The 26,074-nt window shown below is 66.2% G+C and carries 22 protein-coding genes; 12 read left to right on the forward strand and 10 right to left on the reverse strand.

The features are described 5' to 3' along the window. Positions 1–116 precede the first annotated feature (116 nt). From ABIB35_RS06120 to ABIB35_RS06130, 3 genes are all read left to right on the forward strand, one after another. Complete coding sequence (locus tag ABIB35_RS06120; RefSeq protein ID WP_354179769.1) at positions 117–1,526, forward strand: glucose-6-phosphate dehydrogenase; 1,410 nt, start codon at positions 117–119, stop codon at positions 1,524–1,526. A 125-nt stretch (positions 1,527–1,651) separates the two neighbouring features. After that, a complete protein-coding gene (locus tag ABIB35_RS06125) occupies positions 1,652–2,338 on the forward strand; it encodes a DUF6318 family protein (RefSeq protein WP_354179771.1) in 687 nt (228 codons plus the stop codon). 13 nt (positions 2,339–2,351) lie between these two features. Then, positions 2,352–3,251 carry a hypothetical protein gene (locus ABIB35_RS06130; protein WP_354179773.1) on the forward strand — a complete coding sequence of 300 codons (900 nt, stop codon included), beginning with the start codon at positions 2,352–2,354 and terminating at the stop codon, positions 3,249–3,251. 112 nt (positions 3,252–3,363) lie between these two features. On the opposite strand, the gene ABIB35_RS06135 is transcribed toward ABIB35_RS06130, so the two are convergent. The 3 genes from ABIB35_RS06135 to ABIB35_RS06145 all read right to left on the reverse strand — a co-directional run bounded on the left by ABIB35_RS06135 (position 3,364) and on the right by ABIB35_RS06145 (position 5,838). Beyond that, positions 3,364–3,555, reverse strand: a complete 192-nt coding sequence (locus tag ABIB35_RS06135; protein WP_354179775.1) for a hypothetical protein — start codon at positions 3,553–3,555, stop codon at positions 3,364–3,366. Between the two features lie 652 nt (positions 3,556–4,207). After that, positions 4,208–4,546 (reverse strand): P-II family nitrogen regulator, encoded by a 339-nt coding sequence (locus ABIB35_RS06140; protein ID WP_104053827.1) that lies wholly within the window; start codon positions 4,544–4,546, stop codon positions 4,208–4,210. Further along, positions 4,543–5,838, reverse strand: coding sequence for an ammonium transporter (locus ABIB35_RS06145; protein ID WP_354179777.1), 1,296 nt, complete (start codon positions 5,836–5,838; stop codon positions 4,543–4,545). The genes ABIB35_RS06140 and ABIB35_RS06145 overlap by 4 nt, the downstream gene beginning before the upstream one ends. Before the next feature lie 231 nt (positions 5,839–6,069). On the opposite strand from ABIB35_RS06145, the gene ABIB35_RS06150 reads away from it, so the two are divergent. After that, on the forward strand, positions 6,070–7,773 hold the full coding sequence (locus tag ABIB35_RS06150; RefSeq protein ID WP_354179779.1) for a hypothetical protein: 1,704 nt from the start codon (positions 6,070–6,072) through the stop codon (positions 7,771–7,773). 90 nt (positions 7,774–7,863) lie between these two features. On the opposite strand, the gene ftsY is transcribed toward ABIB35_RS06150, so the two are convergent. Continuing rightward, complete coding sequence (ftsY, locus tag ABIB35_RS06155) at positions 7,864–9,060, reverse strand: signal recognition particle-docking protein FtsY (RefSeq protein WP_354179781.1); 1,197 nt, start codon at positions 9,058–9,060, stop codon at positions 7,864–7,866. A gap of 156 nt (positions 9,061–9,216) precedes the next feature. On the opposite strand from ftsY, the gene ABIB35_RS06160 reads away from it, so the two are divergent. From ABIB35_RS06160 to ABIB35_RS06170, 3 genes are all read left to right on the forward strand, one after another. Beyond that, a complete protein-coding gene (locus ABIB35_RS06160; protein ID WP_354179783.1) occupies positions 9,217–10,518 on the forward strand; it encodes an MFS transporter in 1,302 nt (433 codons plus the stop codon). Further along, entirely contained in the window at positions 10,515–11,246 is a 732-nt protein-coding gene (locus ABIB35_RS06165; protein WP_354179785.1) for a glutamine amidotransferase, read from the forward strand. Before ABIB35_RS06160 ends, ABIB35_RS06165 begins: the two co-directional genes overlap by 4 nt. Positions 11,247–11,433: 187 nt before the next feature. Continuing rightward, the gene (locus ABIB35_RS06170; RefSeq protein ID WP_354179786.1) at positions 11,434–11,649 is read left to right on the forward strand and encodes a hypothetical protein; all 216 of its coding nucleotides are present in this window, start codon (positions 11,434–11,436) and stop codon (positions 11,647–11,649) included. Between the two features lie 318 nt (positions 11,650–11,967). Here ABIB35_RS06170 and ABIB35_RS06175 read toward each other — a convergent pair whose 3' ends face one another. After that, positions 11,968–15,681 (reverse strand): chromosome segregation SMC family protein, encoded by a 3,714-nt coding sequence (locus tag ABIB35_RS06175; RefSeq protein WP_354179788.1) that lies wholly within the window; start codon positions 15,679–15,681, stop codon positions 11,968–11,970. A 215-nt stretch (positions 15,682–15,896) separates the two neighbouring features. Here ABIB35_RS06175 and ABIB35_RS06180 point away from each other — a divergent pair, with 215 nt between their 5' ends. From ABIB35_RS06180 to ABIB35_RS06195, 4 genes are read left to right on the forward strand one after another with little or no spacing between them, the layout of a single operon-like run. Next, positions 15,897–16,925 carry a 3-oxoacyl-ACP synthase III gene (locus ABIB35_RS06180; RefSeq protein ID WP_354179789.1) on the forward strand — a complete coding sequence of 343 codons (1,029 nt, stop codon included), beginning with the start codon at positions 15,897–15,899 and terminating at the stop codon, positions 16,923–16,925. Beyond that, positions 16,919–19,558 (forward strand): alpha/beta fold hydrolase, encoded by a 2,640-nt coding sequence (locus tag ABIB35_RS06185; protein ID WP_354179790.1) that lies wholly within the window; start codon positions 16,919–16,921, stop codon positions 19,556–19,558. The genes ABIB35_RS06180 and ABIB35_RS06185 overlap by 7 nt, the downstream gene beginning before the upstream one ends. Next, entirely contained in the window at positions 19,555–20,619 is a 1,065-nt protein-coding gene (locus tag ABIB35_RS06190; RefSeq protein WP_502915736.1) for an NAD-dependent epimerase/dehydratase family protein, read from the forward strand. Before ABIB35_RS06185 ends, ABIB35_RS06190 begins: the two co-directional genes overlap by 4 nt. Positions 20,620–20,652: 33 nt before the next feature. Beyond that, positions 20,653–21,471 (forward strand): serine hydrolase domain-containing protein, encoded by an 819-nt coding sequence (locus tag ABIB35_RS06195; protein ID WP_354179792.1) that lies wholly within the window; start codon positions 20,653–20,655, stop codon positions 21,469–21,471. 588 nt (positions 21,472–22,059) lie between these two features. Here the strand turns inward: ABIB35_RS06195 and mutM are convergent. From mutM to ABIB35_RS06215, 4 genes are all read right to left on the reverse strand, one after another. Next, a complete protein-coding gene (gene mutM / locus ABIB35_RS06200) occupies positions 22,060–23,070 on the reverse strand; it encodes a bifunctional DNA-formamidopyrimidine glycosylase/DNA-(apurinic or apyrimidinic site) lyase (RefSeq protein ID WP_354179793.1) in 1,011 nt (336 codons plus the stop codon). Positions 23,071–23,074: 4 nt separating this feature from the next. Then, a complete protein-coding gene (gene rnc, locus ABIB35_RS06205; protein ID WP_354179795.1) occupies positions 23,075–23,776 on the reverse strand; it encodes a ribonuclease III in 702 nt (233 codons plus the stop codon). A gap of 72 nt (positions 23,777–23,848) precedes the next feature. Further along, positions 23,849–24,052 (reverse strand): 50S ribosomal protein L32, encoded by a 204-nt coding sequence (gene rpmF / locus ABIB35_RS06210; protein ID WP_055240805.1) that lies wholly within the window; start codon positions 24,050–24,052, stop codon positions 23,849–23,851. Positions 24,053–24,054: 2 nt separating this feature from the next. Next, entirely contained in the window at positions 24,055–24,621 is a 567-nt protein-coding gene (locus ABIB35_RS06215; protein ID WP_354179797.1) for a YceD family protein, read from the reverse strand. A gap of 213 nt (positions 24,622–24,834) precedes the next feature. Between ABIB35_RS06215 and ABIB35_RS06220 the strand changes: the two genes are divergently transcribed. Beyond that, positions 24,835–25,536 carry a YdcF family protein gene (locus ABIB35_RS06220; RefSeq protein ID WP_354179798.1) on the forward strand — a complete coding sequence of 234 codons (702 nt, stop codon included), beginning with the start codon at positions 24,835–24,837 and terminating at the stop codon, positions 25,534–25,536. 54 nt (positions 25,537–25,590) lie between these two features. Here ABIB35_RS06220 and coaD read toward each other — a convergent pair whose 3' ends face one another. After that, entirely contained in the window at positions 25,591–26,070 is a 480-nt protein-coding gene (gene coaD, locus ABIB35_RS06225) for a pantetheine-phosphate adenylyltransferase (protein ID WP_354179800.1), read from the reverse strand. Positions 26,071–26,074 lie beyond the last annotated feature (4 nt).

The following is a 26,074-nucleotide window of genomic DNA, read 5'->3' on the forward strand; positions in this document are numbered from 1 at the left end:
CTTTCGTCAGATCTTCGCCATGTTTGGCAGGCCCAGCTGTTAAGGGTACCAAGGCGGGTTGGATAATTGCCGCAAAACCCTTACCAGCCGGACGCCGCCGGTGGCACGCTGGGGCCATGAGTGAAACTTCGCCTTTGCGCACCCTTCTCATTCTCGGCGGCACCGGCGATCTTTCGCAGCGGTTGCTGCTGCCCGGGCTGGCCCGGATCATCGGCAGCGGCCGTGCGCCGTCGGAGCTGGCGGTGGTGGGCTCCGGTTCCCGGGAGTGGACCGACGACGACTGGCGGAACCGCCTCACGGAGGCCTTTGCGGCCGAGCGGGCGGAAGCCGACGACGACGGCCGGCAGGCGCTGGACACCACTGTTAAAGGCGGCAGCTATCTGCGGATGGATCTGCGGGATCCCGAACAGCTGGTGGCGGATATCCGCGATCTCCAGACACCGCTGGCCATCTACTTTGCCCTGCCGCCCCACCTTGCCCAATCCACCATTGAGGCGCTGATGCCCGGGGATCTGCCCGAGGGAACCCGCCTGGTCATGGAGAAGCCGTTCGGCAGCGACCAAGCCTCCGCCCGGGAACTGAACCGGATGCTGGCGGCGCTGGTGCCCGAGCCCAACATCTACCGGGTGGATCACTTCCTGGGCATGGCCACGGTGATGAACATCCTCGGACTGCGCTTTGCGAACCGGATCCTTGAGCCGGTGTGGAACAACCTCCATATTGAGCGGGTGGACATCCTCTTCGACGAAGAACTCGGGCTGGAGGACCGGGCCAAGTACTACGACGGCGCCGGCGCGCTGCGGGACATGATCCAAAGCCATCTGCTGCACACCATGGCCTTCATGGCCATCGGCCCGCCGGCCACACTGGGCGAACGGGACCTGCGGGATTTAGTGGCGGCGACGCTGCGGGCCGCCTCGGTGCCCCAGAACTACGCGGAGAGCACCCGGCGTGCGCGGTGGACCGCCGGTGAAATCAACGGGGAGGGAATTCCGGGATATGCGGAGTCCCCTGGTGTGGATCCCGAGCTGAAAACCGAAACCCTGGCCGTGGTTCAGATCCGCATCAACAATGAGCGCTGGGCCGGGGTACCGTTCATCCTGCGCTCCGGCAAGGCCCTGGGCAAACGCCGGCAGGAAGCGGTGGTGACTTTTAAACCGGTCAGCCACCTGCCGGACGGGTTTACCGGGGACGCGGGCAAAGGGGCGCGGCTGCGGATCTCCTTCACGCCGGCCGTGCTGGATTTGGAACTGGACGTCAACGGTCCGGACAGTATCTTCACGTTGGAACGCACCGAGCTGAGCGCTCCCATGCACAAGTCAGCGCTGACCCCCTACGGGGAGGTGCTGGACGGCATCCTCTCCGGAAATCCGCTGGTTTCCGTCCGTGCGGATATCGCCGAGGAGTGCTGGCGGATCGTGGACCCGGTGCTTCAGGCCTGGGCCAATGACGAGGTGCCGCTGGAGACCTATCCGGCCGGGACCATGGGCCCGCCGGAGTGGAAATCCAGCCAGCCGGATCTGTAGTGCTCCCCGACGGCTTTTAATTTATTTTTCCTCTGGTGCACTGTGGATAACTCCGTATGCTGTGGCTCAGCCTCGTAGCATTGGCCTCACATCAGTCCCGCACCATTTCCCCCGGGGGTAATTCGATGATCGGTACTCGCGCGCGTTCTGCCTTTCCAGCTGCGCGGCGGGGAGCCATTGGACTGGCTGCCATCCTGATGCTCAGTGGATGTTCCGGCTCCGGCGGCGAACCTAACGCGGAGGCGGCCGAGAGCAGCTCAAGCCGCCCTTCAATCAGTGAAAGCTCCAGCCCCGCCGAAAGCGTTACCCCGTCTGCGGCTCCAACCCCTACTGCTGCTGCCTACAAGCCTGCGACCGCCGAGGATCCCGCCGAGAATGTGCCCCTGCCGGTCATGCCTGAGCTTGCGAAGGAAGAATCCAAGGAAGGGCTGGAGACCTTTGCGAAGTATTGGTACACGACCATAGATTATGGATTCGAAACCGGAGACCTCGAACCGTTCAAAGCTATCAATAGTCCTGATTGCATTGTCTGCGTGAGCGTTTTCGACATTGTTGGTCCCGGATATCGTAACGACGACTGGATCACTGGTGGAAAACTGGAAGTCATAGGCACCCAAACGACCTATACTCTCACCAGCAAGGAGCAATATCAGATTCTCGTTCAGTTGCGGCAGGATCCCTACGAGTACCGGGGCCCAGGTGGCCATTTGTATGAAAGGAACGATGGCCTAGGTTCCACAACAGTGCATCTAATCGAAGCTACGTACCTCGACGACCATTGGTATGCGAATAATGTTGTCGCGATCGACTAGATGGGACGCCCAAATGACTCGGGTATTTATTCCCTCAATATTTTTAATACCGGTATTCCTTTTACTCGGCGGCGTTTCTACGTCTTACGCCGAGAGCTCCGAGGGTGGAGGATCAGGAGGTATCGGAAACGGCGACGTGTACGTAGGCGCCTATTACCCCATTCCTGGGACGGGCGAATGGGCATCTTTTGATACAGGCATTCCAACAAACCCAAGGGAATTCAAATATGAACCGAAGTGCTTTGAGGGAGACGTTGGAAACATCGTTTGCTTGAATGAAAATGAGAGGGTTTGCTCAGCGGGACCACGAGGAAAACTTGTTTATTGGTTCGCACGGTTGAAAGAAAGCGGAAACCCTTGGACTCTCATGGATCCCCCGAACCCATCTTGCATTTACGCAGAAAAGCCTAGGGATATAGGCGACCAGATTCGAGAAACCATACTTACTGAGTTCCAGTCCCGCCCGATAGTTCCAGGCACGCTTTCGCTGCAACCAAGCCCACATACGCTTATTGGAGCACATACGAACTTCTACGTGGACGCAAGCGAGCAAGTTTTCGACTTCGTTATGCTCGAACAAAGTATTCGGATCATCGCTAGGCCCTCGGAGTACGAGTGGGACTACGGTGACGGGGCCGTCTACGGCCCCGCTTCGCAGTCCGGCGGCCCCCTCCCCGCAGACCGGTGGGGTGAGGAAACAGCCACGAGCCACGTGTACCGGACAACGGGCGATTATCAAGCTTCTGTCAGCGTGTACTTTTCTGCCGAGTACTCGATCAATGGTGGCCCCATGGTGCCCATAGACGGCCGAGCGACGGTTCCCTCTGCCCCCGCGATCATCAGCGTATGGAAGTCCGATTCCCGCAACGTCGCCGACGATTGCCTAGTGAACCCGGCCGGTTACGGCTGCTGAAATCTTATTCCCCGGCACGGGAGTCGGGACTGAATCGCATTGGCAAGGTGCACAGCAACCGGCACCCAGTCCGGCCAGGGCAACCAGCACCTAAGACGTTGGCCACTGCGGCTCAGCGCCAGAACCCGGTGAGTCGCTCGCCAAGAGCCATTCCTTGGTTGTAGCCGGCGCGGGCGGCAGGCGGACGCATCGCCAGGTCCATCATATTGACGCCGAACGCTTCCATGGAATCGCTAGCGGGTAAGGCAGTCTCGACTTTGCTGCCTCTCGCGCGCAGTTCTTCGACCTGCGTTGCCAGGTCCATGCCCAATGCAGCGGATGCCGAGATCGTCGGCCAAATGGTGAGAGAACCAGCAACCGGGCGTAACCTGCTGCAAGATCGGCATGCTCGCTTCTACGATAACCACCGTCGATGAATCGACTGTTGCCAATACTGTACGGAGGAACGCCAAACCCGTTAGATGTGCTGGCAGCATCGGCATCTACTAGGTCGACTCCGCTGCGGCGATCGAAGAAGACAGGCTCCCCCTTATGGGCATGGACAGCGGGAATGAGCATCCGGTGTTGCGGCCAGATCTGGCTGGGCAGCCGACCCTTGGGATCGGACGGTTGCCTCAATGTTCTTGACCCTCCCGATTCAACCTTTCGCTCGTGGAAGGGGTCCCACGCGATGGTCATCGCACGGGTTCCCACCCTTTGTTGTCTCGTGTGGCTGTTGGGATCTCACCTGTAACAGCAGCCCCAAAGGGTGGGAACGTGCGCGCAGGACGGTCGTTCGGCGCAGCCGCCGACGTCGTTTTGTCGTCCCGGCGGCGGCCCGGCGTCGGCCCGGCGGCCTGCCTGAGCCGCGGAGGGGACGAAAACAAAGGAAGACCTCTCGGATTGGCTGCACGTACACAGCCGATCCGAGAGGTCTTCCTCCCCCCAACAGCCCTCAGGGCTGGAACGGACACAAGCTACAGGGCGGAGTCCCCGCGTTCCCCGGTGCGGACCCGGAGGGCTTCCTCCACGTTGACCACCCAGACCTTGCCGTCGCCGGCCCGGCCGGTGTTGGCGGTGGAGACCAGCACATCCACAATGTCGTTGAGCCATTCGTTGGCCACAAGGACCTCGATACGGATTTTCGGCAGCAGGTCCACGGTGTATTCGGCGCCGCGGTAAACCTCGGTGTGGCCGCGCTGGCGTCCGTAGCCGTTGGCCTGGCTGACGGTCAGCCCCTGCACACCGTAGCTTTCCAGGGAACCCCGGACGGCGTCGAGTTTTTCGGGCCGGACAATGGCCGTTACGAGTTTCATGAGTTGACGCTCTCCTTCGTGGCGGTGCGGACGGTGTCAGGGGTGGGCCGGAAGGAACCGCCCACGCCCAGGCCGCCGAATTCGTAAGCCGTTTCTGCGTGTTCGCTCAGGTCCACGCCGTTGATTTCCTGTTCCTCGGAGACCCGGAAGCCGATGGTCTTGTGGATGGCCAGGCCGATCACCAGGGTCAGGACCGCGGAGAAGATGATCGCCACAACCGCGGCAACCAGCTGCGCGCCAAGCTGGGCAAGACCGCCGCCGTAGAACAGGCCGCCGCCTTCGCCGTCGACAGGCAGGGAGATGAAGCCCAGCGCCAGGGTGCCCACGATGCCTGCCACCAGGTGCACGCCCACCACATCCAGGGAATCGTCGTAGCCCAGCTTGTACTTCAGGCCGACGGCGAGCGCGGAGAGGGCTCCGGCCACCAGGCCCAGCCCGACGGCGCCCAGCGGGCTGACGTTGGCGCAGGCCGGGGTGATGGCCACCAGGCCGGCGACAATACCGGAAGCTGCGCCGAGCGACGTCGGGCGTCCGTCGCGGATGCGTTCGGTCAGCAGCCAGCCAACCATTGCGGCGGCGGGAGCGGCCAGGGTGTTGATCCAGATCAGGCCGGCTTCTTCGGCGGTGCCGGCGGCGCCGCCGTTGAACCCGAACCAGCCGAACCAGAGCAGGGTGGCGCCCAGCATGACAAAGGGGATGTTGTGCGGACGCTGGCTCGGGTCCTTGCCGAAGCCCTTCCGCTTGCCGATGATCAGGGCCAGCACCAGGGCCGCAACGCCGGCGTTGATGTGGACCACGGTACCGCCGGCAAAGTCGATGGCCTCACCCACCACGGAGCCAATGGCGCCCTCTTCCCCGAGCAGCCCGCCGCCCCAGACCATGAAGGCCAGCGGGCAGTAGACCAGGGTGACCCAGATGGGCACAAAGACCACCCAGGCGCTGAACTTCGCACGGTCCGCAATGGCTCCGCTGATCAGCGCCACCGTAATGATGGCGAACGTAGCACCGAATCCGGCGCCGATGAGGTCCTCGGTGCCGATCAGGGCCTCAAGCCCAAAGGAAGTGAAGGGGTTGCCGAACAGCCCGCCCACGCCGTCGCCGCCGGTCATGGAGAAGCCCCACAGAACCCAGACAACGCCCACCAGACCGATGGAGACAAAGCTCATCATCATCATGTTCAGTGCTGCCTTGGCGCGGGTCATGCCGCCGTAAAAGAATGCCACTCCGGGCGTCATGAGCAGCACCAGCGCCGCCGAAACCATCACCCAGACGTGACCTGCTGACAGATCCATCTTCACGTCCCTTCACCTACCGCGGGCCCTTCCCGCACCATGAACTCTGCCGGGGCAAGATTTCGGTAACGGCCCGGGGAGGTTGCCGGAACATTACAAACCCGGGGCGGTTGTAAATAGTCGGTGACAGGCAGGTTTCCGCAACGTTTCGCGGGCCGTCCGGACGGACAAGGGACCCCCACCCCGCCGCTAGGATGGTCCCTAAGTCTCACAACCGGAGGTACATCTTTTATGCCCGAGCAGTTTCCGCCATCGGGCGGTCCAGATTCACTGGCCGCCGACGACGGCAAAAACAAAAACCCAGGCAAGAACAAGAAGAAGACATGGATCATCTCCGGGACGGCGCTGGTAGCCGTGCTGGCCGCCGGTGCAGTCGTTGCCCCGATGGTGATGAACGACGACGCACCCGCTCCCGCTGCGGCTCCCTCCCCCACCGGAACTCCGTTCACCGTGTCGGCTGAGCCGACCCTGCCCCCGGCGCCGGCAGTGACGTATTACGACCAGGTGGGGCCGCCGGCCGGTTCCCCGCTGAACCCCGTGGAACCGCTGAGCATCAATGTGGCCGCGGCAACCACCGGCACCTCCCTGCCCGACGGGCTGATCGGGCTCTCGCTGGAGGCCACCGACCTGGCCGATCCCTCCCTCTCCGGCGACAACCCGGAAATGATCCAGTCGATTTCAGGACTCGGCCGGCCGCTGCTGCGCTTCGGCGGCAACGCAGTGGACCGGCGCTTCTTCTGGACCTCCGCAGGCGAGGCTATCCCCGGAAACCTCTCCGGAGACAAGGCCCACCCCGTGCGTGCGGTAACGCCCGCCGATCTGGAGCGGGTCAACACCCTTCTGGAAGCCGTCGACGGGCAGATTGCGCTGACCGTGGATCTGGGCAACTACGATCCGGCGCGCGCTGCCGACATGACCAAATATGCCGCCGCTGCGTTCGGCGAGCGCCTGGTGGGCATCACGGTGGGTAATGAGCCCAACGGCTTCGCCAAGACCGGGCTGCGGGACTCCGGCTACGGCATCGAGGACTACCTGACCGAGCTGAAGGCTTACGCCGCGGCGATGTACGCTGTGGCCCCGGAAGTCCCCATTGTGGGCCCGGGCACGTACGAGCAGACCTGGTGGGGACCGTTCGCCGAGGTGGAGCTGCCGCAGAAGAAGATCCTCTCCTTCCATCACTACCCGCTATCCTCCTGTGAAGGGGCTGATCCGCTGGGCGAGCCCATCATGGCCAACCTGACCACCCGGCAGCTGCACGACCACGCCAACAACTTCCGCGGCGCGGCCATGGCACCGGCACTGCAGGCAGGGTTGGAGACCTGGATTCCCGAGACCGGTGTCTCTGCATGCCCCGGATCCAACGAAACCACCAAGACCCACGCCTCGGCACTCTGGAGCGCCGACTACGCCCTGAGCGCCGCTCAGATGGGGATTTCCCGGGTCTCCTTCCACAGCTCGCTGATCACCTGCCAGGGCGGTCCGCCCATGTCCGCTATCTGCGCCGGCGGCGCCTACCTTCAGCCCAACGGAGCCGTGGACGAACGGGCCAACTACTACGGCCTGTCCATGGTGGCCGAAATGCCGGCCGGTGAGTTCCTGAAACTGGACACCGCCGGCGGCGGCGTGGCCTACCCGTACGCTGTGCGCCACGCGGACGGAAGCGTCAGCGTGGTTGTGGTCAACAACAACAATCCCGAGACCGATGCCCAGGCAAACGTCACCCTCGAGCTGCCCGGGAAAGCGTTGACCGGGACCATGTCCCAGATGACGGGCACCTCCTACGCGGCGGAGGACGGCACGCTGATTGACGGCGCGGCCGCCGAGGGCACACCGGCTGCCGAGCGGCTCACCGTGCCAGGCTTCGAATACGGCTCCAGCACGCAGACCTTCCCGTTGACGGCCGGAACGGTCACGGTCCTGAACTTCACGTTCTAGGATTCCAGCCCGGGATTCCGGCACAGACACAAAAGGGGCTCCGCGTTTCCTTTCGGAAAGGCGGAGCCCCTTTTGCGTCTCGGGAGGTGCTTAGCTCAGCAGTGCGTCCACAAAGCCTTCGGCTTCGAACGGCGCCAGGTCATCGGCGCCCTCGCCCAGGCCAATGAGCTTCACCGGAACACCCAGCGTGCGCTGGATGGCTACGACGATGCCGCCCTTGGCGGTGCCGTCCAGCTTAGTCAGCACAATGCCGGTGATGTTGACAACCTCAGAGAAGACCTTGGCCTGCATCAGGCCGTTCTGGCCGGTGGTGGCGTCCAGGACCAGCAGGACCTCGTCCACCTCGGCCTGCTTTTCAATGACGCGCTTAACCTTGCCCAGTTCGTCCATCAGGCCAACCTTGTTCTGCAGGCGCCCGGCGGTGTCGATCAGGACCACGTCCACTTCGCCGTCAATCCCGGCCTTCACGGCCTCGAAGGCAACGGACGCGGGGTCCGCGCCGTCGACGTCGGACTTCACAGTGGGTACACCCACGCGCTGTCCCCAGGTGGCCAGCTGCTCGGCCGCGGCGGCACGGAACGTATCCGCAGCCCCCAGCAGCACGTCCTTATCCTCGGCCACCAGCACGCGGGCCAGCTTGCCCACCGTGGTGGTCTTGCCAACACCGTTCACGCCCACCACCATGACCACGGCGGGCTTGTCCGCATGCCGGGTGACGGCCAGCGAGCGGTCCAGGGTGGGATCCACCAGCTTGATGAGCTCCTCGCGGAGCATCTGGTGCACTTCCTGCGGATCGCGGCTGCCGGAAATCTTTACCCGCTCGCGCAGGGCGTCCACGAGTTCCATGGTGGGCTCGGTGCCGAGGTCCGCCAGGAGCAGCGTCTCCTCGATTTCGTCCCAGACATCCTCATCAATCTTGTCGCTGGACAGCAGCGCCAGCAGCGCCTTGCCCAGCGCGTTGTTGGACTTGGACAGGCGCGCACGCAGGCGGGCCAGCCGGCCCTGCACCGGGTCCGGGGTTTCCAGCGCCGGAGCTTCGGGGGCGGGCGCCGCCTCCAAGTCACGCAGGTCATCGGGCACGACGACGTCGGTCTCCGCCGGCGGCGCGTCCAGGAGACCGGTGCCGGCGGCATGCGCGCCTGCTCCGGTCACCGGATCATTGGCGTCACGGGTGGTGGGGTACATGCCCTTGGGCGTGCGTCGGGTCCGAACCAGCAGAGCTGCCACGGAACCAACGACGGCAAGGGCGACGACCACATAGATCACAATCGCAAGAGTCTCATTCACGCTCTTTAGCATGTCACACCGGTGTGTTCCCGGGCACCCGCACAGCCGCGTGCGCGGCACTGTTCCGGCAGGCCCGCCGGTCCTCCCGGCCGGTCCCGTTCGTCAGCGGCGATCCTCGCCCCGGAGCCGCCGGCGGTCTGAGAGAATCAGAACATCATGGTGCGTCCTCCCCGTCTCGCGATTCCGCGGGAAATCAAAGTCCTTATTGCTGCTGCCTTTGTCATCGCCCTGGGCTTTGGCCTCGTGGCCCCGGTGCTGCCGCAGTTTGCCCAGAGCTTCAACGTGGGCGTTGCCGCCTCGTCGGTCATCGTCAGCGCGTTCGCCTTCACCCGACTGGTCTTCGCGCCGGCCGGCGGGGCGCTGCTGGAGAAGTTCGGCGAGCGCCCGGTCTACATTGCCGGGCTGCTGATCGTTGCCGCCTCCACCGCCGCCTGCGCCTTTGCCGGAAGCTACTGGCAGCTGCTCATTTTCCGCGGTCTGGGCGGCATCGGTTCCACCATGTTCACCATCTCCGCCATGGCGCTGATCATCCGGCTGGCCAAACCCGCAGTGCGCGGCCGGGTCTCCAGCGCCTACGCCTCCTCGTTCCTGCTGGGCAACATCGCCGGACCGCTGGCCGGCGGGCTCATGGCCGGGTTCGGGCTGCGCGTTCCGTTCCTGGTCTACGCCGGCGCACTCGTGGTGGCGGCCGCCGTCGTCGCCCTCCAGCTCAAGGATGCCCGGCTGGCCAGCGGCGAGCCCAAACCCGCTCCCCGTCCGGTGCTGACCGTCCGCGAGGCACTGGGTGATTCCGCCTATCGGGCCGCGCTGGCCTCCAGCTTCGCCAACGGCTGGTCCTCCTTTGGCGTCCGCAACTCGCTGCTGCCGCTGTTCGCCGCAGCGGCCCTGTCCGCCGGCCCGGAAATCGCCGGCATCTCACTGACCGCGTTCGCCGCCGGCACCGCCGTGGTGCTGACCTTCTCCGGGCGCCTCGCGGACAGCTGGGGGCGGCGGCCGCTGGTGCTCACCGGCCTGGCCGTCAACGCCCTGGCCACGGCCGCCATCGGCTTCAGCACCAACGTCCCCATGTTCCTGGTGGTCTCCGCCATCGCCGGGATGGGCACCGGGCTGCTGAACCCGGCGCAGCAGGCTGCCGTGGGCGATGTGGTGGGCAATGACCGCAGCGGCGGTAAGGTGCTGGCCACATTCCAGATGGCCAGCGACAGCGGCGCCATTGTGGGCCCCATCCTGGCCGGGCTGCTGGCCGATTCGCTGGGTTTCAACTGGGCGTTCGGCGTGACCGGAGCCATTGTGGTCATGGCGTGCTTCGCCTGGATCGGTGCCCGCGAGACGCTGGAACCAGAAGCGGCAGCCGCAGCGCCCGGTGCACCCTCGGCGCCGGGTGGGGCTCCCGGTGCGGCTCCGAGTGGGGCGCCGGACACCAAAGCCGGTCCCTCCCGCACTACGATCGATGAATGAAGCCTTTCCTCCTGCTGGCCTCCCGGGCCGAAGACGACGCCGCCGCCGAAGAATATGAGGCGTTCCTCCGCTTCGGGAACCTGGAACCAGACCAGCTGCACCGCATCCGGCTGGAAAATGGTCCCCTGCCGCACATCGATCTGGAGAACTACAGCGGCATCATTGTCAGCGGCAGCCCTTTCAACGCCAGCGATCCGGACAGCTCCAAATCAGTTCTGCAGCTGCGGGTCGAACGTGAGCTGGGCGCGCTGCTTGACGACGTCGTCGAGCGCGATTTCCCCTTCCTGGGCGCCTGCTACGGAGTGGGCACGCTGGGCCGGCACCAGGGCGCCACCGTGGACCGGCAGTTCGGTGAAGCCATTGGAGCTGTGGAGATCAAGCTCACCGGCGAGGGCCGTTCGGATCCGCTGCTCGACGGCGTTCCGGATTCCTTCGCCGCTTTTGTGGGACACCGCGAGGCCGTCTCCGTGCTGCCGCCCAACGCGGTGAATCTGGCCGGCTCCTCCACCTGCCCGGTGCAGATGTTCCGGATCAGGGAGAACCTCTATGCCACGCAGTTCCATCCCGAACTGGACGTTCCCGGGCTGCTGACCCGCATCACCGTCTACCGCCATGCCGGCTACTTTCCGCCGGAGGAAGCCGACGCCGTCCGGGCCTCCGTACGCGATGCCGAGGTGGATGTGCCGCCGCTGATCCTGCGCAATTTTGTGCGCCGCTACGCCCGGTAATCCGGGCTCGCTACAGAAAGTTTTTCATAGTGCAATGTCCACAGAAATGAAAAATACTGCATCTTATTGTGAAATTCCCTTGATTGAATCGTGAGCTGCCGGTAATGTCTTTTACCTGTTCTTCACACAGGAGCACAAAGACCGAAAGCAGCATCCCGAATTAGACGATTCAAATGGGGGAAACACCATGAAGAAACGCACGAAATTCGCAGCTATCGCGGCAACGGGCTTCACGGCTCTGGCACTCTCAGCGGCACCGGCCTCAGCCGTGCCGGATCCCGGGCCGGGCTACGGCTCCGGAGACTATCCCAGTCCCAACCCGGCGGTCTTCCCGAGCGATATCTCCCCGCCTGGCACTGTTTCCAGTACGGACCGGGGCAAGCGCCCGGTGCCTCTAACCTGAAGTACAAGATCTGGTGCCCCAAGGACATAGCGCCGGGAACCATCTACGGCAATGACGGAGTTGCCTACGGAGAATGGGAATGGACCACCTGCGGAAATGGTTATCCCGTAGATCATTTCCTTAATGACTGGGCCTGCAATGCCGTCTGGAAGCCTTACCCGTACGCCGTGGATACCGGCTTTTTCTAATAAGTGCGGGGTCGCCGGCTCCTGCCTTCAGCGAGTGTAGAGACAAAGCCCGTTTGCATCATCCATTGTCGCGCTCCTGCCGGTTTCGAACGTTTATTCCGGCAGGAGCTCTACACTCGGCCGAGGCAAGTCAGCGGGCGGAGTCGGCAGTCTTGTCCAGGCGCTGGCTGATGACGGTGGAGACGCCGTCGCCCTGCATTGTCACCCCGTACAGCGCGTCCGCAACTTCCATGGTCCGCTTCTGGTGCGTGATGACAATCAGCTGGCTGGATTCCTTCAGCTCCTCGAAGATGGTGATCAGCCGGCTCAGGTTGGTGTCATCCAACGCGGCTTCCACTTCGTCCATGACGTAGAACGGCGAGGGCCGGGCCTTGAAGATGGCCACCAGCAGGGCCACCGCGGTCAGGGACCGCTCGCCGCCGGAAAGCAGCGACAGCCGCTTGATCTTTTTTCCGGCCGGCCGGGCCTGGATCTCGATGCCGGTGGTGAGCATGTCGCCCGGATCGGTCAGCACCAGCCGGCCCTCTCCGCCCGGGAACAGGGTGGCGAACACGCGTTCAAATTGTTCGGCGGTGTCCCGATAGGCGGCAGTGAACACTTCCTCCACCTTCCGGTCCACGTCCTTGATGAGGTCCAGCAGGTCACGGCGGGTGGCCTTCAGGTCCTCCAGCTGGGTGCTGAGGAAGGTGTGCCGCTCTTCCAGTGCCGCAAATTCTTCCAGTGCCAGCGGATTGACCCGGCCCAGCGAGGCCAGGTCGCGCTCGGCCTGCTTCAGCCGCTTTTCCTGCACCGCCCGGTCATAGGGAACACCGGTGGTAAGCGGGTTTCCGTCCTCGTCCACGGGCGCATGCAGGGCCGCCCATTTGTCCCCGGATGCCCCGGACATTCCGGGGAAATCGGCGGGGGCCACGGGCACCGGAACCGGCTGATCCGGCCCGAACTCGGCCACCAAATGCTCCGGGGTCAGACCCAGTTCCTCGATGGCGCGTGCTTCCAGCGCCTCCACGCGCAGCTGCTGCTGGGCGCGGATCAGCTCATCGCGGTGCACGGAATCAGTAAGCCGGGCAACCTCCGCCGCGGCAGCGGCTGCAGCGGTGCGGACCTCGGCCAGTTCCCTGTCCCAGGCGGTGCGCACGGCCTCGGCGGAGTCCCGCCCGGCTGCCGCCGCTGTCAGCGACACGTCCAGGAAACCCAGCACCGTCTGCGCGGCTTCGGCCACGGCGGCTGCTTTCGCTGCCTGCAGGGCACGACGCCGGGCGCGAACCTCAGCGGCGGCGCGGGCCCGGCGTTCACTTTCCGCAGCCCGTTCCAGACCTGCCACCCTGCCGACCACGGCCTTGTGCTGTTCTTCTGCGGAGCGCAGGGCCAGCCGCGCCTCGGTTTCCGCCCGGCGGGCGGCGGCTGCGGCGAGGGCGAGCGCCTCGCGCTGTTCCGTGGACGGCTCTGCATCGGCGGGGACGTTGTTGGCTGCAGCCAGCCGTTCCGCAGCAGCTGCCAGGGATTCCTGTTCAGCAGCGAGGTTGACTTCGGCGGCGGACACCAGCTGTTTGAGGCGTTCGGACTCGCCCACGGCCGAGCGCAGGGCCGAACCGAGAGTGCCGAGCCGTTCCGCGACGGCAGCCAGACGGGCATCGGAGTCGTGCAGGGAGGCCAGGGCTTCGTCGGCTCGCTTTTGCGCGGCGTCCCGGCGGTCAACAGCCCCGGAAAGGGCGAACCCCGCCCGTTCGGAGCGGGCCGCCGCGGCCTGGATCCGCGCCTCGGTTTCCTCCACCGCGGCCTGCAGTTCAAGCAGGCCCGGTGCCGAGGCGGACCCGCCTCGGCCGGAAAAGACGGAGAGGACTTCTCCGCCTGAGGTGACGGCCGTCAGCTCCGGGTGCTCGCCCAGCAGGGCGGCCGCCTCCGCAAGGGAGCCCACAATCACCACGCCATCCAGTAGCCGGTCCAGAGTCTGCTGCAGCTCCTCGGGCGCCTGAACGGCGTCCGCCGCCCAGATAACCCCGGCAGCGAGCGCCGCAGCCCCGGACGCGCCATCTTCGAAAGCGCTGCGTTCATAAGTGCTGCGTTCATAAGTGCTGCGCCCGGATGCGGCATCCCCTGAGGTGGCGTGTCCGGACCCCGGGCGGGCGCTTTCGGGCGTTGCCAGCACCAGGTCCACCTGGCCGCCGTCGGCGTCTTTAAGATGTGTCAGGGCCCGGACCGCTGCGGCGGTATCGGTTACGGCCACAGCCGACGCCGCAGAACCCAGCGCAGCGGTGACGGCGCGTTCGCAGCCGGGCCGGACGGTGAGCAGCGCCGAGAACGGTGCTAGCACGCCCTCCACCCCGGCGTCCAGCAGCACGGCCGAACCGTCGCGGCGGTCCAGCCCCACGCGCAGTGCATCACGGCGCGCGGTCAGCGTTTCCTTTTCGCGTTCGGCGTCCTGCCTGGTGCGGCGCAGTTCCTCCAGCGCGGCGGCGGCGCCGTCAAGCTCGGCCAGCGCGTCCTCGTACTCGGCGTCGAGCCCTTCCTCGCCTTCCTCGGCGCCCGCCGCGGAGTTCTCCAGGGCGGTGAATTCCTGCTGCGCCAGGCGGCGGCGTTCCTCGCCTGCGCTGATCGAGGCGCGCAGCCGGCCCAGTTCCGCCTCCACGGCGTCCACCCGGGAGCGGGCCGAGCCCACGGCGCCGGCAATCCGGGCCAGGCCTTCACGGCGGTCCGCTGCAGCCCGGAGGACGGCGGCCAGGCGCTGCTCTTCGGCAGCGGCATCCTCTTCGGCGGCGGCACGGATTTCCTCGGCGTCTTGGAGCGCACCGCGGCGTTCCTCGATCGTTTCCTGCAGGGCGGCAGCCTCGGCGCGGACCCGTTGGGCGGAGACCTGCAGGCGTTCCGGATCGGTGCCGGTGTCTTCACGGTGTTCGGAGGAACCCAGCAGCCTGCGCCGTTCCTGAGCCAGTGCGCTCAGGGACAGGTAGCGTTCGCGCTGCGAGGACAGCGCATACCAGGTGTCCCGCGCGGCGTTGACCTGCGGGGTGGCCTGTGCGGCCAGGGCTTCCAGTTCAGCCTGGCGGGAGCGGGCCGCGGCCAGTGCGGCGGCGGCGGCGTCACGGCGGGCCAGCAGTGCCGCCTCCTCGGCCGCGTCCCGGGCCAGGGTTCCGGTCAGGGTCACCAGGTCATCGGCGAGCAGCCGGGCCCGGGCATCGCGCACGTCCTGCTGGACGGTGCGGGCCCGGCGGGCGACGGCGGCCTGTTTGCCCAGCGGTCCGAGCTGGCGGCGCAGTTCCGAGGTCAGGTCCGTCAGCCGGGCGAGGTTGGCCTGCATCGCCTCGAGTTTCCGTACGGTTTTTTCCCGTCTGCGGCGGTGTTTGAGGATGCCGGCGGCTTCCTCGATGAACCCGCGGCGCTCCTGCGCACCGGCGTGCAGGATCCGATCCAGCTGACCCTGGCCCACTATGACATGCATCTCACGACCCAGCCCGGAATCGGAGAGCAGTTCCTGGATATCCAGCAGCCGGGCGGGGGCCCCGTTAATGGCATATTCGGAACCGCCGGCCCGGAAAAGCGTCCGCGAAATGGTGACTTCGGAGTATTCGATCGGCAGGGCGCCGTCGGCGTTGTCTATGGTGAGGGACACCTGCGCGCGGCCCAGCGCCGGGCGCCCGCTGGTGCCGGCAAAAATGACGTCTTCCATCTTCCCGCCGCGCAGGGTCTTGGCTCCCTGCTCCCCCATCACCCATGCCAGGGCGTCCACCACATTGGATTTTCCGGAGCCGTTGGGCCCCACCACAGCGGTCACACCGGGTTCAAACTCGAACGTGGTGGCTGATGCGAAGGACTTAAATCCACGCATGGTCAGCGTCTTCAAATGCACTGTGGCTAATCTTTCTTGCTGTCGGGTGATTCCCTCAATCTACTTGGTGCCTGAGACTTAACTGCAGTACTCGCAGAGCGTAATCCCGGTCTGCGAGTCCCTTCGGCCCCAAGGGGAACGTAGGATTCTCTAAGGTACAAGTGAATCAAAACGTGGATGCAGGCTCCCTCCAGCCAGCCAGCGCGATCACTTCAGCAGGAGACAAGGCAGGCATTTTGACCGGGAACTTCAACTTCCAGCACGAAAACACGGCCCTTCTCAGCGTCACGAGCGTTGAAGCACCGGTGGTTATGACCTCAGCTGAATTCGACGAACGGCTTGCGCCGTCCCTGAAACGGCTGCGGCTCTCCAAACGCCTCCTGGAGCGGGTGGCCGGCGTCAGTGAACGACGCTGGTGGTCCCCGGGGACAACCTTCGATGACGCAGCCATCGAGGCGGGCGCGAAGGCGATTGCCGAGGCCGGTGTTGAGCCCTCGGAAATCGGGCTCCTGATCAACACCTCGGTGACCCGGCGGAACCTTGAGCCCTCAGTGGCCGTGAAGATCCACCATCATCTGGGTCTGCCGTCTTCCGCCATGAACTTTGACCTGGCCAACGCATGCCTGGGCTTTGTCAACGGCATTACCATGGCCGCAAACATGATCGAATCAGGCCAGATCAAGTACGCCCTGATCGTTGCCGGCGAAGATGCGCAGGGCACCCAGGAAGCAACCTTCCGGCGGCTGAACAGCCCCGACTCCACCCGCCAGGATTACCTGCGCGAGTTCGCCACCCTGACGCTGGGCTCCGGCGCAGCCGCCGCCGTGATCGGCCGCGCCGACGAGCATCCCGGCTCGCACCGCATTGTGGGCGGTGTCTCCCGGGCCGGCACCCAGCACCATGAACTGTGCGTCGGCGGGGTGGACGGCATGTTTACGGATACCAAGGGCCTGCTGGACGGCGGTCTGGAACTGGTGGTGGACGCCTGGAACGAGGCCCACGAGGACAAGGGTTGGAACTGGCGGTCCATGGACCGCTACGTCACCCACCAGGTCTCCAACTCCTACACCAACGCCATCATTAAGGCGGTGGATCTGGTCCGGGAGCGGGTGCCGATCACCTTCCCGCGCTGGGGCAATGTGGGGCCGGCGTCGCTGCCGATGACCCTGGCCCAGGAAGCCCGCTCCCTGAACCCGGGTGACCGGGTGCTGTGCATGGGCGTGGGCTCGGGCCTGAACACCACCATGATGGAGATTGCGTGGTGACCGAGCTGTGGCCCGGCGTCGCGGAATCCTGGTCTTCCTTTCTCCAGGTTCCCTCGACGGCGGCAGTTGACCGTCCCGGAACCGCCCACAAGTGGCACGTGCTGGACAACGGCCCTGATCTCGCGGCCCGCGGCGTCGAGCCGGCCGGCACCCTACTGTGCGTGCACGGCAATCCCACCTGGTCCTATCTCTGGCGCAGCCTGCTCGCCGCGGGTGCGGACGCCGAACAGCCCTGGCGCGTGGTCGCCGTCGACCAGCTGGACTTGGGCTTCTCCGCCCGGACCGGCGCCTTCCGCCGGCTTGAGGACCGCATCACGGACCTCGGCGACCTCACCGACGCGCTGGGCCTGACCGGCAAGGTCATCACGGTGGGCCATGACTGGGGCGGCCTGATTTCGCTGGGCTGGGCGCTGAAGCACCGCAGCCAGCTGGCCGGCATCATCCTGACCAACACCGCCGTGCATCCGGCCGGCTTCGACGTGCCGCCGGCCCTGCGCCTGGCGCTGCACCCGGCCGTCCACGGCTGGGGCACCAAAACCACCGACGCCTTCATCCGCGTCACCCACTCCCTGGCGCAGCCGGCTCTGGCCAAAGACGTGCGGGCAGCCTTCGCCGCCCCCTACCGCGGCGCCGCCCGGCGCGACGGCGTCGCAAACTTCGTTGCCGACATCCCGGCCGAATCCACGCATCCGAGCTGGCGCACCCTGAACCGGGTGGCCGAGGGCATCAAACGCCTGGACGTCCCCGCGCTCATGCTGTGGGGGCCCAAGGATCCGGTCTTCTCCGACCGCTACCTGCGGGACCTGATGGACCGCCTGCCGCAGGCCGATGTGCACCGCTTCGAAGGCGCCAGCCACCTGCTGCCCGAAGACGTGGACATCACCGCGCCCATCTTCAGCTGGCTGCAGAAGGGGCCGGGCACCGAGAACCGGGAGATCCGCAGCCGGGCCGCGGCCGGGCTGGGCGTCTTCCGGCCCATGCTCGCGGAACTGGACGAGCGCGGGACCGACTCCTCCCCCGCCGTCGTCGATATGGCGCCGCTGGGCGCCCCGGCCGGCAGCGCCCCGGCCATCCTCTCCTGGGCCGAGCTGGCCACCCGGGTCAACCGGCTGGCCGCCGGGCTGTCCGCCGCCGGCGTCCGTCCCGGGGACCGCGTGAACCTGCTGGTGCCGCCGGGCATTGAACTTACCGCGCTGATTTACGCCTGCCTGCGCCTGGGCGCCGTGATTGTCGTCGCCGACGCCGGGCTGGGCACCAAGGGCATGGGCCGCGCCATCAAGGGCGCCGGTCCGGCCTACCTGATCGGCATTGAACGGGCCCTGATCGGGGCGAAGGCCTTCGGCTGGCCCGGGATCCGGATCAGCGCCGAAACGCTGTCCCCCGCCAAGGCGCGCCTGCTGGGCGTGGCATACTCGGTGCCCGAGCTGATCACCGCCGGCGAGGACGCCGAAGTGCCGTGGCTGCGCACCGATCCGGACGCCGACGCCGCTGTGCTCTTCACCTCCGGCTCCACCGGACCGGCCAAGGGCGTGGTGTACACGCACCGCCAGCTCACGGCCATGCGCGATGCGCTCAAGAACACCTACAACCTGCAGGCCGGCACCTCGCTGGTGGCCGGGTTTGCGCCGTTTGCCCTGCTGGGACCGGCGCTGGGCGCCACCTCGGTGACTCCGGACATGAATGTCACCTCCCCGCGCACCCTCACCGCTGCGGCATTGGCCGACGCCGCCGCCGCCGTGCGCGCGACCACCGTCTTTGCCTCTCCGGCCGCCCTGGTCAATGTGCTGGCCACTTCCGGGGACCTGGATCCGGACCAGCGCAAGGCCCTGGCCCGGGTGGAGCTGCTGCTTTCGGCCGGTGCTCCCATTCCCGAGCCGCTGCTGGCCCGGGTCTCCGCCCTGACGCCCAACGCTGAACTGCACACCCCGTACGGAATGACCGAGGCGCTGCCGGTGACGGACATTAGCCTGGATGAAATCCGGGCCGCGGGTGCCGGCAACGGCGTCTGCGTGGGCACCCCGGTATCCGGCGCGCAGGTGGCCATCGCCGTGCTGGCCCCTGACGGTTCCGTCGGGAACACACCGCTGGTGGAACCCGGTCTTACCGGTGAAATCCTGGTCTCTGCCCCGCATGTCAAGGACCGCTACGACAGGCTCTGGATCACCGAATCCAAGAGCGCCTCGCTGCCGGGCTGGCACCGGACCGGCGACGTCGGGCACCTGGACGAGCAGGGCCGGCTCTGGGTGGAAGGCCGCCTGGGGCACATCCTGACAACGCCCGACGGCGTGGTGACCCCGGTTGCCGCGGAGCAGGCCGCGGAGTCCGTGCCTGCCGTGGGCCGTGCCGCCGTCGTAGGTGTGGGACCTGCCCGAACACAGGTTCCGGTGGCTGTCCTGGAACTGGTGGATCCCGTCCACCGTCCCGGCACCGCCCCGCAGGATCTGGCTGCCGCCGTGCGGGCACAGGTTGCCGCCGGGGCCGGACTGGAGCTGGCAGCGGTTTTGGTCCTGCCGGCCATGCCCACAGACATCCGGCACAATTCCAAGATTGACCGCACGGCCTTGGCCGGCTGGGCCGACACGATCCTGGCCGGCGGAAACGCCAAGGTGCCCGGTACCGGGGGGCGTAAGTGAGTTCCACTTCGCAGCCGGACGCTTCCGGAGCTGCCTCAGAGGCGCTTTCCGGAGCGCCCCGGCGCGTGCTGGTGACCGGCGCCAGCGGACTGCTCGGCGGGGCTGTGGCCCGGCTGCTGGCGGAAAAGGGCCACACGGTCCGGACCCTGCAGCGCACGCCGATGCCCGCTGGAAACGTGGCCGCAGACATCGACTCCGTTGCCGGTTCCGTCTCCGACCCCGCCGCTGTAGCCCGCGCTGTGGAGGGGATTGACGCCGTCGTGCATCTGGCGGCGAAGGTTTCCTTCACCGGTGAGTGGCAGGATTTCGTGGACACCAACATCACTGGCACGCGGACGCTGATCGAGGCGTCCAAGGCTGCCGGGGTCCGGGATTTCGTTTTTGTCTCCTCCCCCTCGGTGGCGCACTTCGGTGAACCCATTGCCGGAGCCGGTGCCGGAACCGCCGATCCGGAGCGGGCACGCGGCTTCTACGCCCGGTCCAAGGCCGCGGCCGAGCTGCTCGCCCTGGCCGAAGATTCCCCCGCGTTCCGGGTGGGAGCCATCCGCCCGCACATCGTCTGGGGCCCGGGGGACACCCAGCTGGTGGAACGCGTCATTGGCCGGGCCCGGTCCGGGCGGCTCCCCCTGCTCAACGGCGGCGCCGCCCTCATTGACACCACCTACATCGCCAACGCCGCGGCCGCAATTGTTCGCGGACTCGAGCGCATGGACCATGCCCACGGCCAGGCGCTGGTGGTCACCAACGGCCAGCCCCGCCCGGTGGGAGAACTCCTGGCCGGCATCTGCACCGCCGCCGGAGTCACTCCGCCGGCGTGGAGTGTTCCGGGCTGGCTGGCCCGCGGCGCCGGATCCGTGATCGAACGGGCCTGGCTGGCCGCCGGAACCCGCGGGCTGGTGCACGACGAGCCGCCCATGACCGGTTTCCTGGCCGAGCAGCTCTCCACCTCCCACTGGTTTGACCAGCGCCGCACCCGCGAAGTGCTGGACTGGACGCCCGAGGTCACCGTGGAGGACGGCATGCGCCGGCTCGCGGCCCATTACGGCGGCTCCGCCGCCTGAGCGGCTGCCCGCCTTTTCACAGCAGAGGATTTCATGGACAGCGTCAACGTTATTGAAAACTGGCCGGTTGAGCACGCCTCCGCCGCCGTCATCCTGGCCGACGGTACAGTGGCGGGCACCGCTGGTGACATCAAGCGCCGGTATCCGCTGGCCTCGGTGACCAAGCTGCTGACCGCGTACAGCATGCTGGTGGCTCTGGATGAAGGCGCCCTGGAACTGGATCAGCCCGCCGGGCCCGAGGGCTCAACCCTGCGGCATCTGCTGACCCACAGCGCCGGCTACGACTTTGCCGAACGCACCGTCCGCTATGCACCCGGCACCCGTCGGCTGTATTCGAACGCCGGATTCGAAGTGCTGGGCGAAACCCTGGAGGAAGCCACCGGTATTCCCATGGCCGAATACCTGCACGACGGCGTCCTGACTCCCCTGGGCATGAACTCCACCGCGTTGGAAGGATCCCCTGCTGCCGGCGGCGTCTCCACGGTGGCTGATTTGGCCCGCTTCGCTGCAGAACTGCAGCAGCCGGTGCTCACCGCACCCGGGCGCCTGGCCGAGGCAACCACCGTGGTCTTTCCCGGCCTGGCCGGCGTGCTTCCGGGCTTCGGCCGGCAGAAGCAGAACGACTGGGGCCTGGGCTTCGAGATCCGGGACTCCAAGTCTCCGCACTGGACCGGGGCGAACAGCTCGCCGCGGACGTTCGGTCACTTCGGGCAGTCCGGCACCTTCCTGTGGGTGGATCCCGACGCCGGTGCTGCCGCCGTCGCCCTGACCGACCGGAATTTCGGCCCCTGGGCGGCCGAGGTCTGGCCGCCCTTCACCGACGGCGTGCTGGCGGAGCTTCCCGGGTCCTGACCGGTACCCGGCAGCCTGCGCAGACTGTCTCGGCCACCCGGTGTGCAGCTCTGGCTGGTCGGGCCGGGCGCCGACTCAACCAGTGTGCAGGTCTGGCGGGTCGGGACGGATGCCGGCTCACCCGGTGTGCAGGTACGGCGGGTGCGGACGGCGTGAAGTCGCCATATCTGCACACACGACGGCAATCATCCGCACACAAGTCGCCATAGCTGCACACAGAGTGCGGACGGGGTACGGGCGGAGCTTCGCAGCGTGCTGGTAGAGCATCCCGGGGTCCTGGCGGAGCTTCGCAGCTCGTGACCGGCGCCCCGCAGCCCGCGCAGACTGTCTCGGCCACCCCGTGTGCAGCTCTGGCGGGTGCTGACGGCGTGAAGTCGCCATATCTGCACACACGAGTGGAACCACCCGCGGGCAAGCCGCCAGAGGTGCACACACAGTCCGGCCGGAAGGTCGGGTCCGGCCGGGCCGGGCCGGGCCGGGCCGGGCCGGGCCGGGCCGGGCCGGGCCGGGCCGGGCCGGGTGCCAGCTCAACCGGTGTGCAGGTCTGAAGGGCACGGGCGAAGGGAAGCCGCCGACGCCGGAAAGGACCTACCAGCGGCCGTTCCGCGGCCGGGGCTGGCAGACCGGGCAACTGTACGAGGAACGATTCATGAACGAATCCCGCCGGATCAGGGTGGACAGCCCGACGGCGGCGCACCGCGGACACGTTTCGCCCTCGCGGCCGTAGGCGTTCAGGGAGCGGGAGAAATATCCGGAAGCACCGTTCACATTCACGTACAGCGAATCGAAGCTGGTTCCGCCGGCGTCCAGCGCACGGGTCATCACGTCGCGGGCGGACTCGATCAGGCGCAGCGCGTCGGCACGCCGCATGGTGTCGGTGGGCCGGGCGAAATGCAGCTTGGCCGCCCATAGGGATTCGTCCGCGTAAATATTGCCCACCCCGGACACCAGCCCCTGGTCCAGCAGCGCCCGCTTGATGCCGGTGCGCCGCTTGCGCAGCCGGGCGTAAAACTCGTCAAAGGAGAACGCCGGGTCCAGCGGATCCCGGGCAATATGGGCGGCTTCTTCCGGGATCAGGGGCAGCCCGGTTTCCGAGAGACCGCCGGGCGCCCCGTCGGGGGTCGGCAGTAGGTCGGTGAGGAACACTCCCCCGAAGATCCGCTGGTCCACAAAGCGCAGTTCGGCGGGCATCGGACTTCCGTCCGCGGAAACGGCGGGGCTGAGGCGGAAACGGACCTTGAGGTGCTTCTCGTCCGGCAGGTGCGGATCTTCCATCAGCAGCTGCCCGCTCATGCCCAGGTGCGCCATCAGCGCCAGCCGGGGAGCGCCGTCGTGCGCGTCAGGGACGGTGCCGTCGTCGTGCCCGCCCGGGACAACCGCTGACGGAGCAGCCTCCAGCAGCGGCAGCCACAGGAATTTGCCGCGGCGCACCACATCGGTGACTACCGCGCCCTCAAGGTTGCCGATGAGGTCCTCGGGGCCGGCGGCGTGGCGGCGCACGGAGCGGGCGTCGAGGATGTCGACGCCGGTGATGGTCCGGCCGCGGACCCATGAGGCCAGTCCGCGGCGGACCACTTCCACTTCGGGCAGTTCGGGCACGGAGCTAGGCTCCGGCGGCCGTGGTGCCTGAGGGGCAGATCATTTTCCAGGTGGCGGCGGCAGCTTCCTGCTCCGCTTCCTTCTTGGAATGGCCAACACCGCTGCCGTAGGGCTTGTCGCCGATGTGGAGCACGGCAACGAAGCTACGGGAGTGGTCGGGACCGGAGCCGGTGACCTGGTAATGGATGTCGCCGAGTTTCCGGCTGGCCGCGATCTCCTGGATGCTGGTCTTCCAGTCGGTGCCGGCGCCCAGGGCGTCGGCGTTGCGCAGCAGCGGTCCGATCAGGCGCATCACCATGGCGCGGGCGGTTTCGATTCCGTGGCACAGGTAGACGGCGCCGATCACGGCTTCGGTGGTGTCCGCCAGAATGGAGGACTTGTCCCGGCCGTTGGTCAGCTTCTCACCCTGGCCCAGCAGGATGTACTGGCCCAGCTCAAGGTCGCGGGCAACGCCGGCCAACGCACGGGTGCTGACGACGGCGGAGCGGCGCTTGGCCAGCTCGCCCTCGGACAGGTCTGGGTTGTCCCGGTACAGGGCGTCGGTGACGGAGAAGCCCAGGATTGAGTCACCCAGGAACTCCAGGCGTTCGTTCGTGGGGATGCCGCCCTGCTCGTAGGCGTAGGAACGGTGTGTGAGTGCAAGACGAAGCGTCCCGGCGTCGATATCGACACCGAGACGCTTCAAAAGCTCTTCAGTATTCTTCACTTTTTGGTTTTGACCCGAAAAGCAGTATTCAACTCCCGGCCCGGCTGCCCGTACCGGAAAGAGAACACTGTTTTAGACGTCCGCTACCTTGCGGCCCTTGTATTCAAGGAACAGCGCGGTACCAGCTGAGTCGGTCACGACCTTGGCCTGGTGAGGCAGGCTGTAGGTAACGCGGCCGTTCTCAACGGTTTTCACCAGGTTGGGGGCAGTTGCCTTCCACTGGGACCGGCGTGCACGCGTATTCGAGCGGGACATTTTCCGCTTGGGAACAGCCACGACTAACTCTCTTCTCTCTCGTCTGACTCTGTACTTGTTGCCGCAGAATTGTCTGCGGCGCTGCCAGCCAGCCCGGAGAGGGCTGCCCAGCGAGGATCCACGCTTTGGTGGTGGTGACCCGGATCCTCCTCAAGGCGCGCTCCGCATTCGGAGCAAAGGCCTTCGCAGTCCTCCCGGCACACCGGCTGGAACGGCAGGGCGGTTACCACTGCGTCCCGCAAAACCGGTTCAAGATCGATGACATCTCGCTCGATCCGGTGTTGCTCTTCTTCCTCTTCTGTTCCGAAAGACTCAGAGTCCTCGTAATAGAAGAGTTCCTGCACATCGACTTCCTCGTCGTACGCGATGGGCTTCAGGCACCGTCCGCACTCTCCCTGAACAGGAGCGATGACGGTTCCGGATACCAAAATCCCCTCGTGCACGGCTTCGAACCTCAGGTCCAGATCAAGATCTGTTCCTTCCGGCACGCCGATAAGCGCAACACCGAAGTCCTTCGGTGCCGGAACATGTTCGTGCATAGTCCGCATGACTCCCGGGCTACGCCCAAGATCCTTGACACTAATGGCCAAGGGCGACGAACCCGGATAAATCCGCGACTGAACGCTAATGAGAACTCCTGTAGAACATAGACCGACATATCATCTTAGCCTGATACGGCCGATTCTCTCAAACTGCGCCGTTCCACTGCCCGGTGAGGGCAGGGCGCGGGCTGCTCATTCCAGTTTACAGGCCTTGGGGCCACGGGTTTACCGGCAGACGTTCTGCTCGCATAGGCTGGCGGGATGCTGTCCTCCCTCCGCACCCTGCCGCACCGCCTTGTGGTCCGGCTCCAGCGCGGCTTTCCGCGCAGCGTGGATGTGGCAGTAACCGCTGTCCTTTCGGCGTTGCTGATCTGGCTTTTCGCGGCCGTCAATCTCTTCTACTACCCGCAGGGCGCCGAACTTCCCCAGGCGGGCGGCACCCAGGCGGAAGGCACGCAGGCGGGCGGCACGGCGCACGCAGGCGGGCCGGGACAGGCCGACGCCGTGGTGGTCCTGGCGGGCGCGGCGGCGGAACGGTTTCCGGTGGGGCGCGAACTGGCCCTGGAGGGACTTGCCCCGGAACTGGTGCTCTCCAGCACGGAGACACCCGGCAACCTGATCACCGATCTGTACTGCGACTACACCGGCGGTGACACGGTCACCGAGGATCCTGCCAGTGCCGCCGTCACCTGCTTCTTCCCCGAACCGATGACCACACGCGGCGAGGCCCGCGCCATTGCCCGCCTCGCCGCGGACAACGGCTGGGACAACCTGATTGTTGTCACCTCCCGCTATCACCTGCTGCGGGCGGAAACTAACATCAGCCAGTGCACGACGGCGAAGCTCACCATGGTGGCTTCGGAACCTGATTTCTCGGCCAAGCAGTGGCTGGACAGGTTTGTGGAGGAGACCGGCGGGCTGGCGGCCGCAGTGCTGCGGCCGGCCTGCGCCAGCGCAATTTAGTCCGGGTCCGCAGACTCCAGCATCTCTCAGACTCCAGCGGCTGGATCAGCCGCGTTAGGCGCCCTGTTCCTGCAGCAGCCGCCGGTACGACGCCCGGGGCACCAGTTCAGACACATCGCCGCCCAGGGCTGAAACTTCCTTGATCAGGGTTGAGGAGAGGTGCGTGTACCGGCTTTCCGCCGGCAGAAACACGGTTTCGACGCCGGTCAGGTGACGGTTCATGACGGCCATCGGCAGCTCATACTGATAGTCCTGCACCGACCGCAGCCCCTTCACAATGGCGTCCACGCCGTGTTCGCGGCAGAAATCCGCCAGCAGGCCATCACCCATTGGCACCACCGAGACACCGCGCAGCCCGCCGAGGGTTTCGCGGGCCATGGCCAGGCGTTCCGGCCCGGAAAACCGGTACTTCTTGGCGTAGTTGGTGGACACCGCTACAAGGACTTCATCGAACAGGCTGGCGGCCCGCGCAATCACCTCCACGTGTCCATTGTGGATGGGGTCATAGGATCCGGGGCATACCGCGCGTCGCATAGGT

The sequence above is a fragment of the Arthrobacter sp. UYP6 genome (genome assembly GCF_040547315.1).
GTDB lineage: Bacteria > Actinomycetota > Actinomycetes > Actinomycetales > Micrococcaceae > Arthrobacter_B.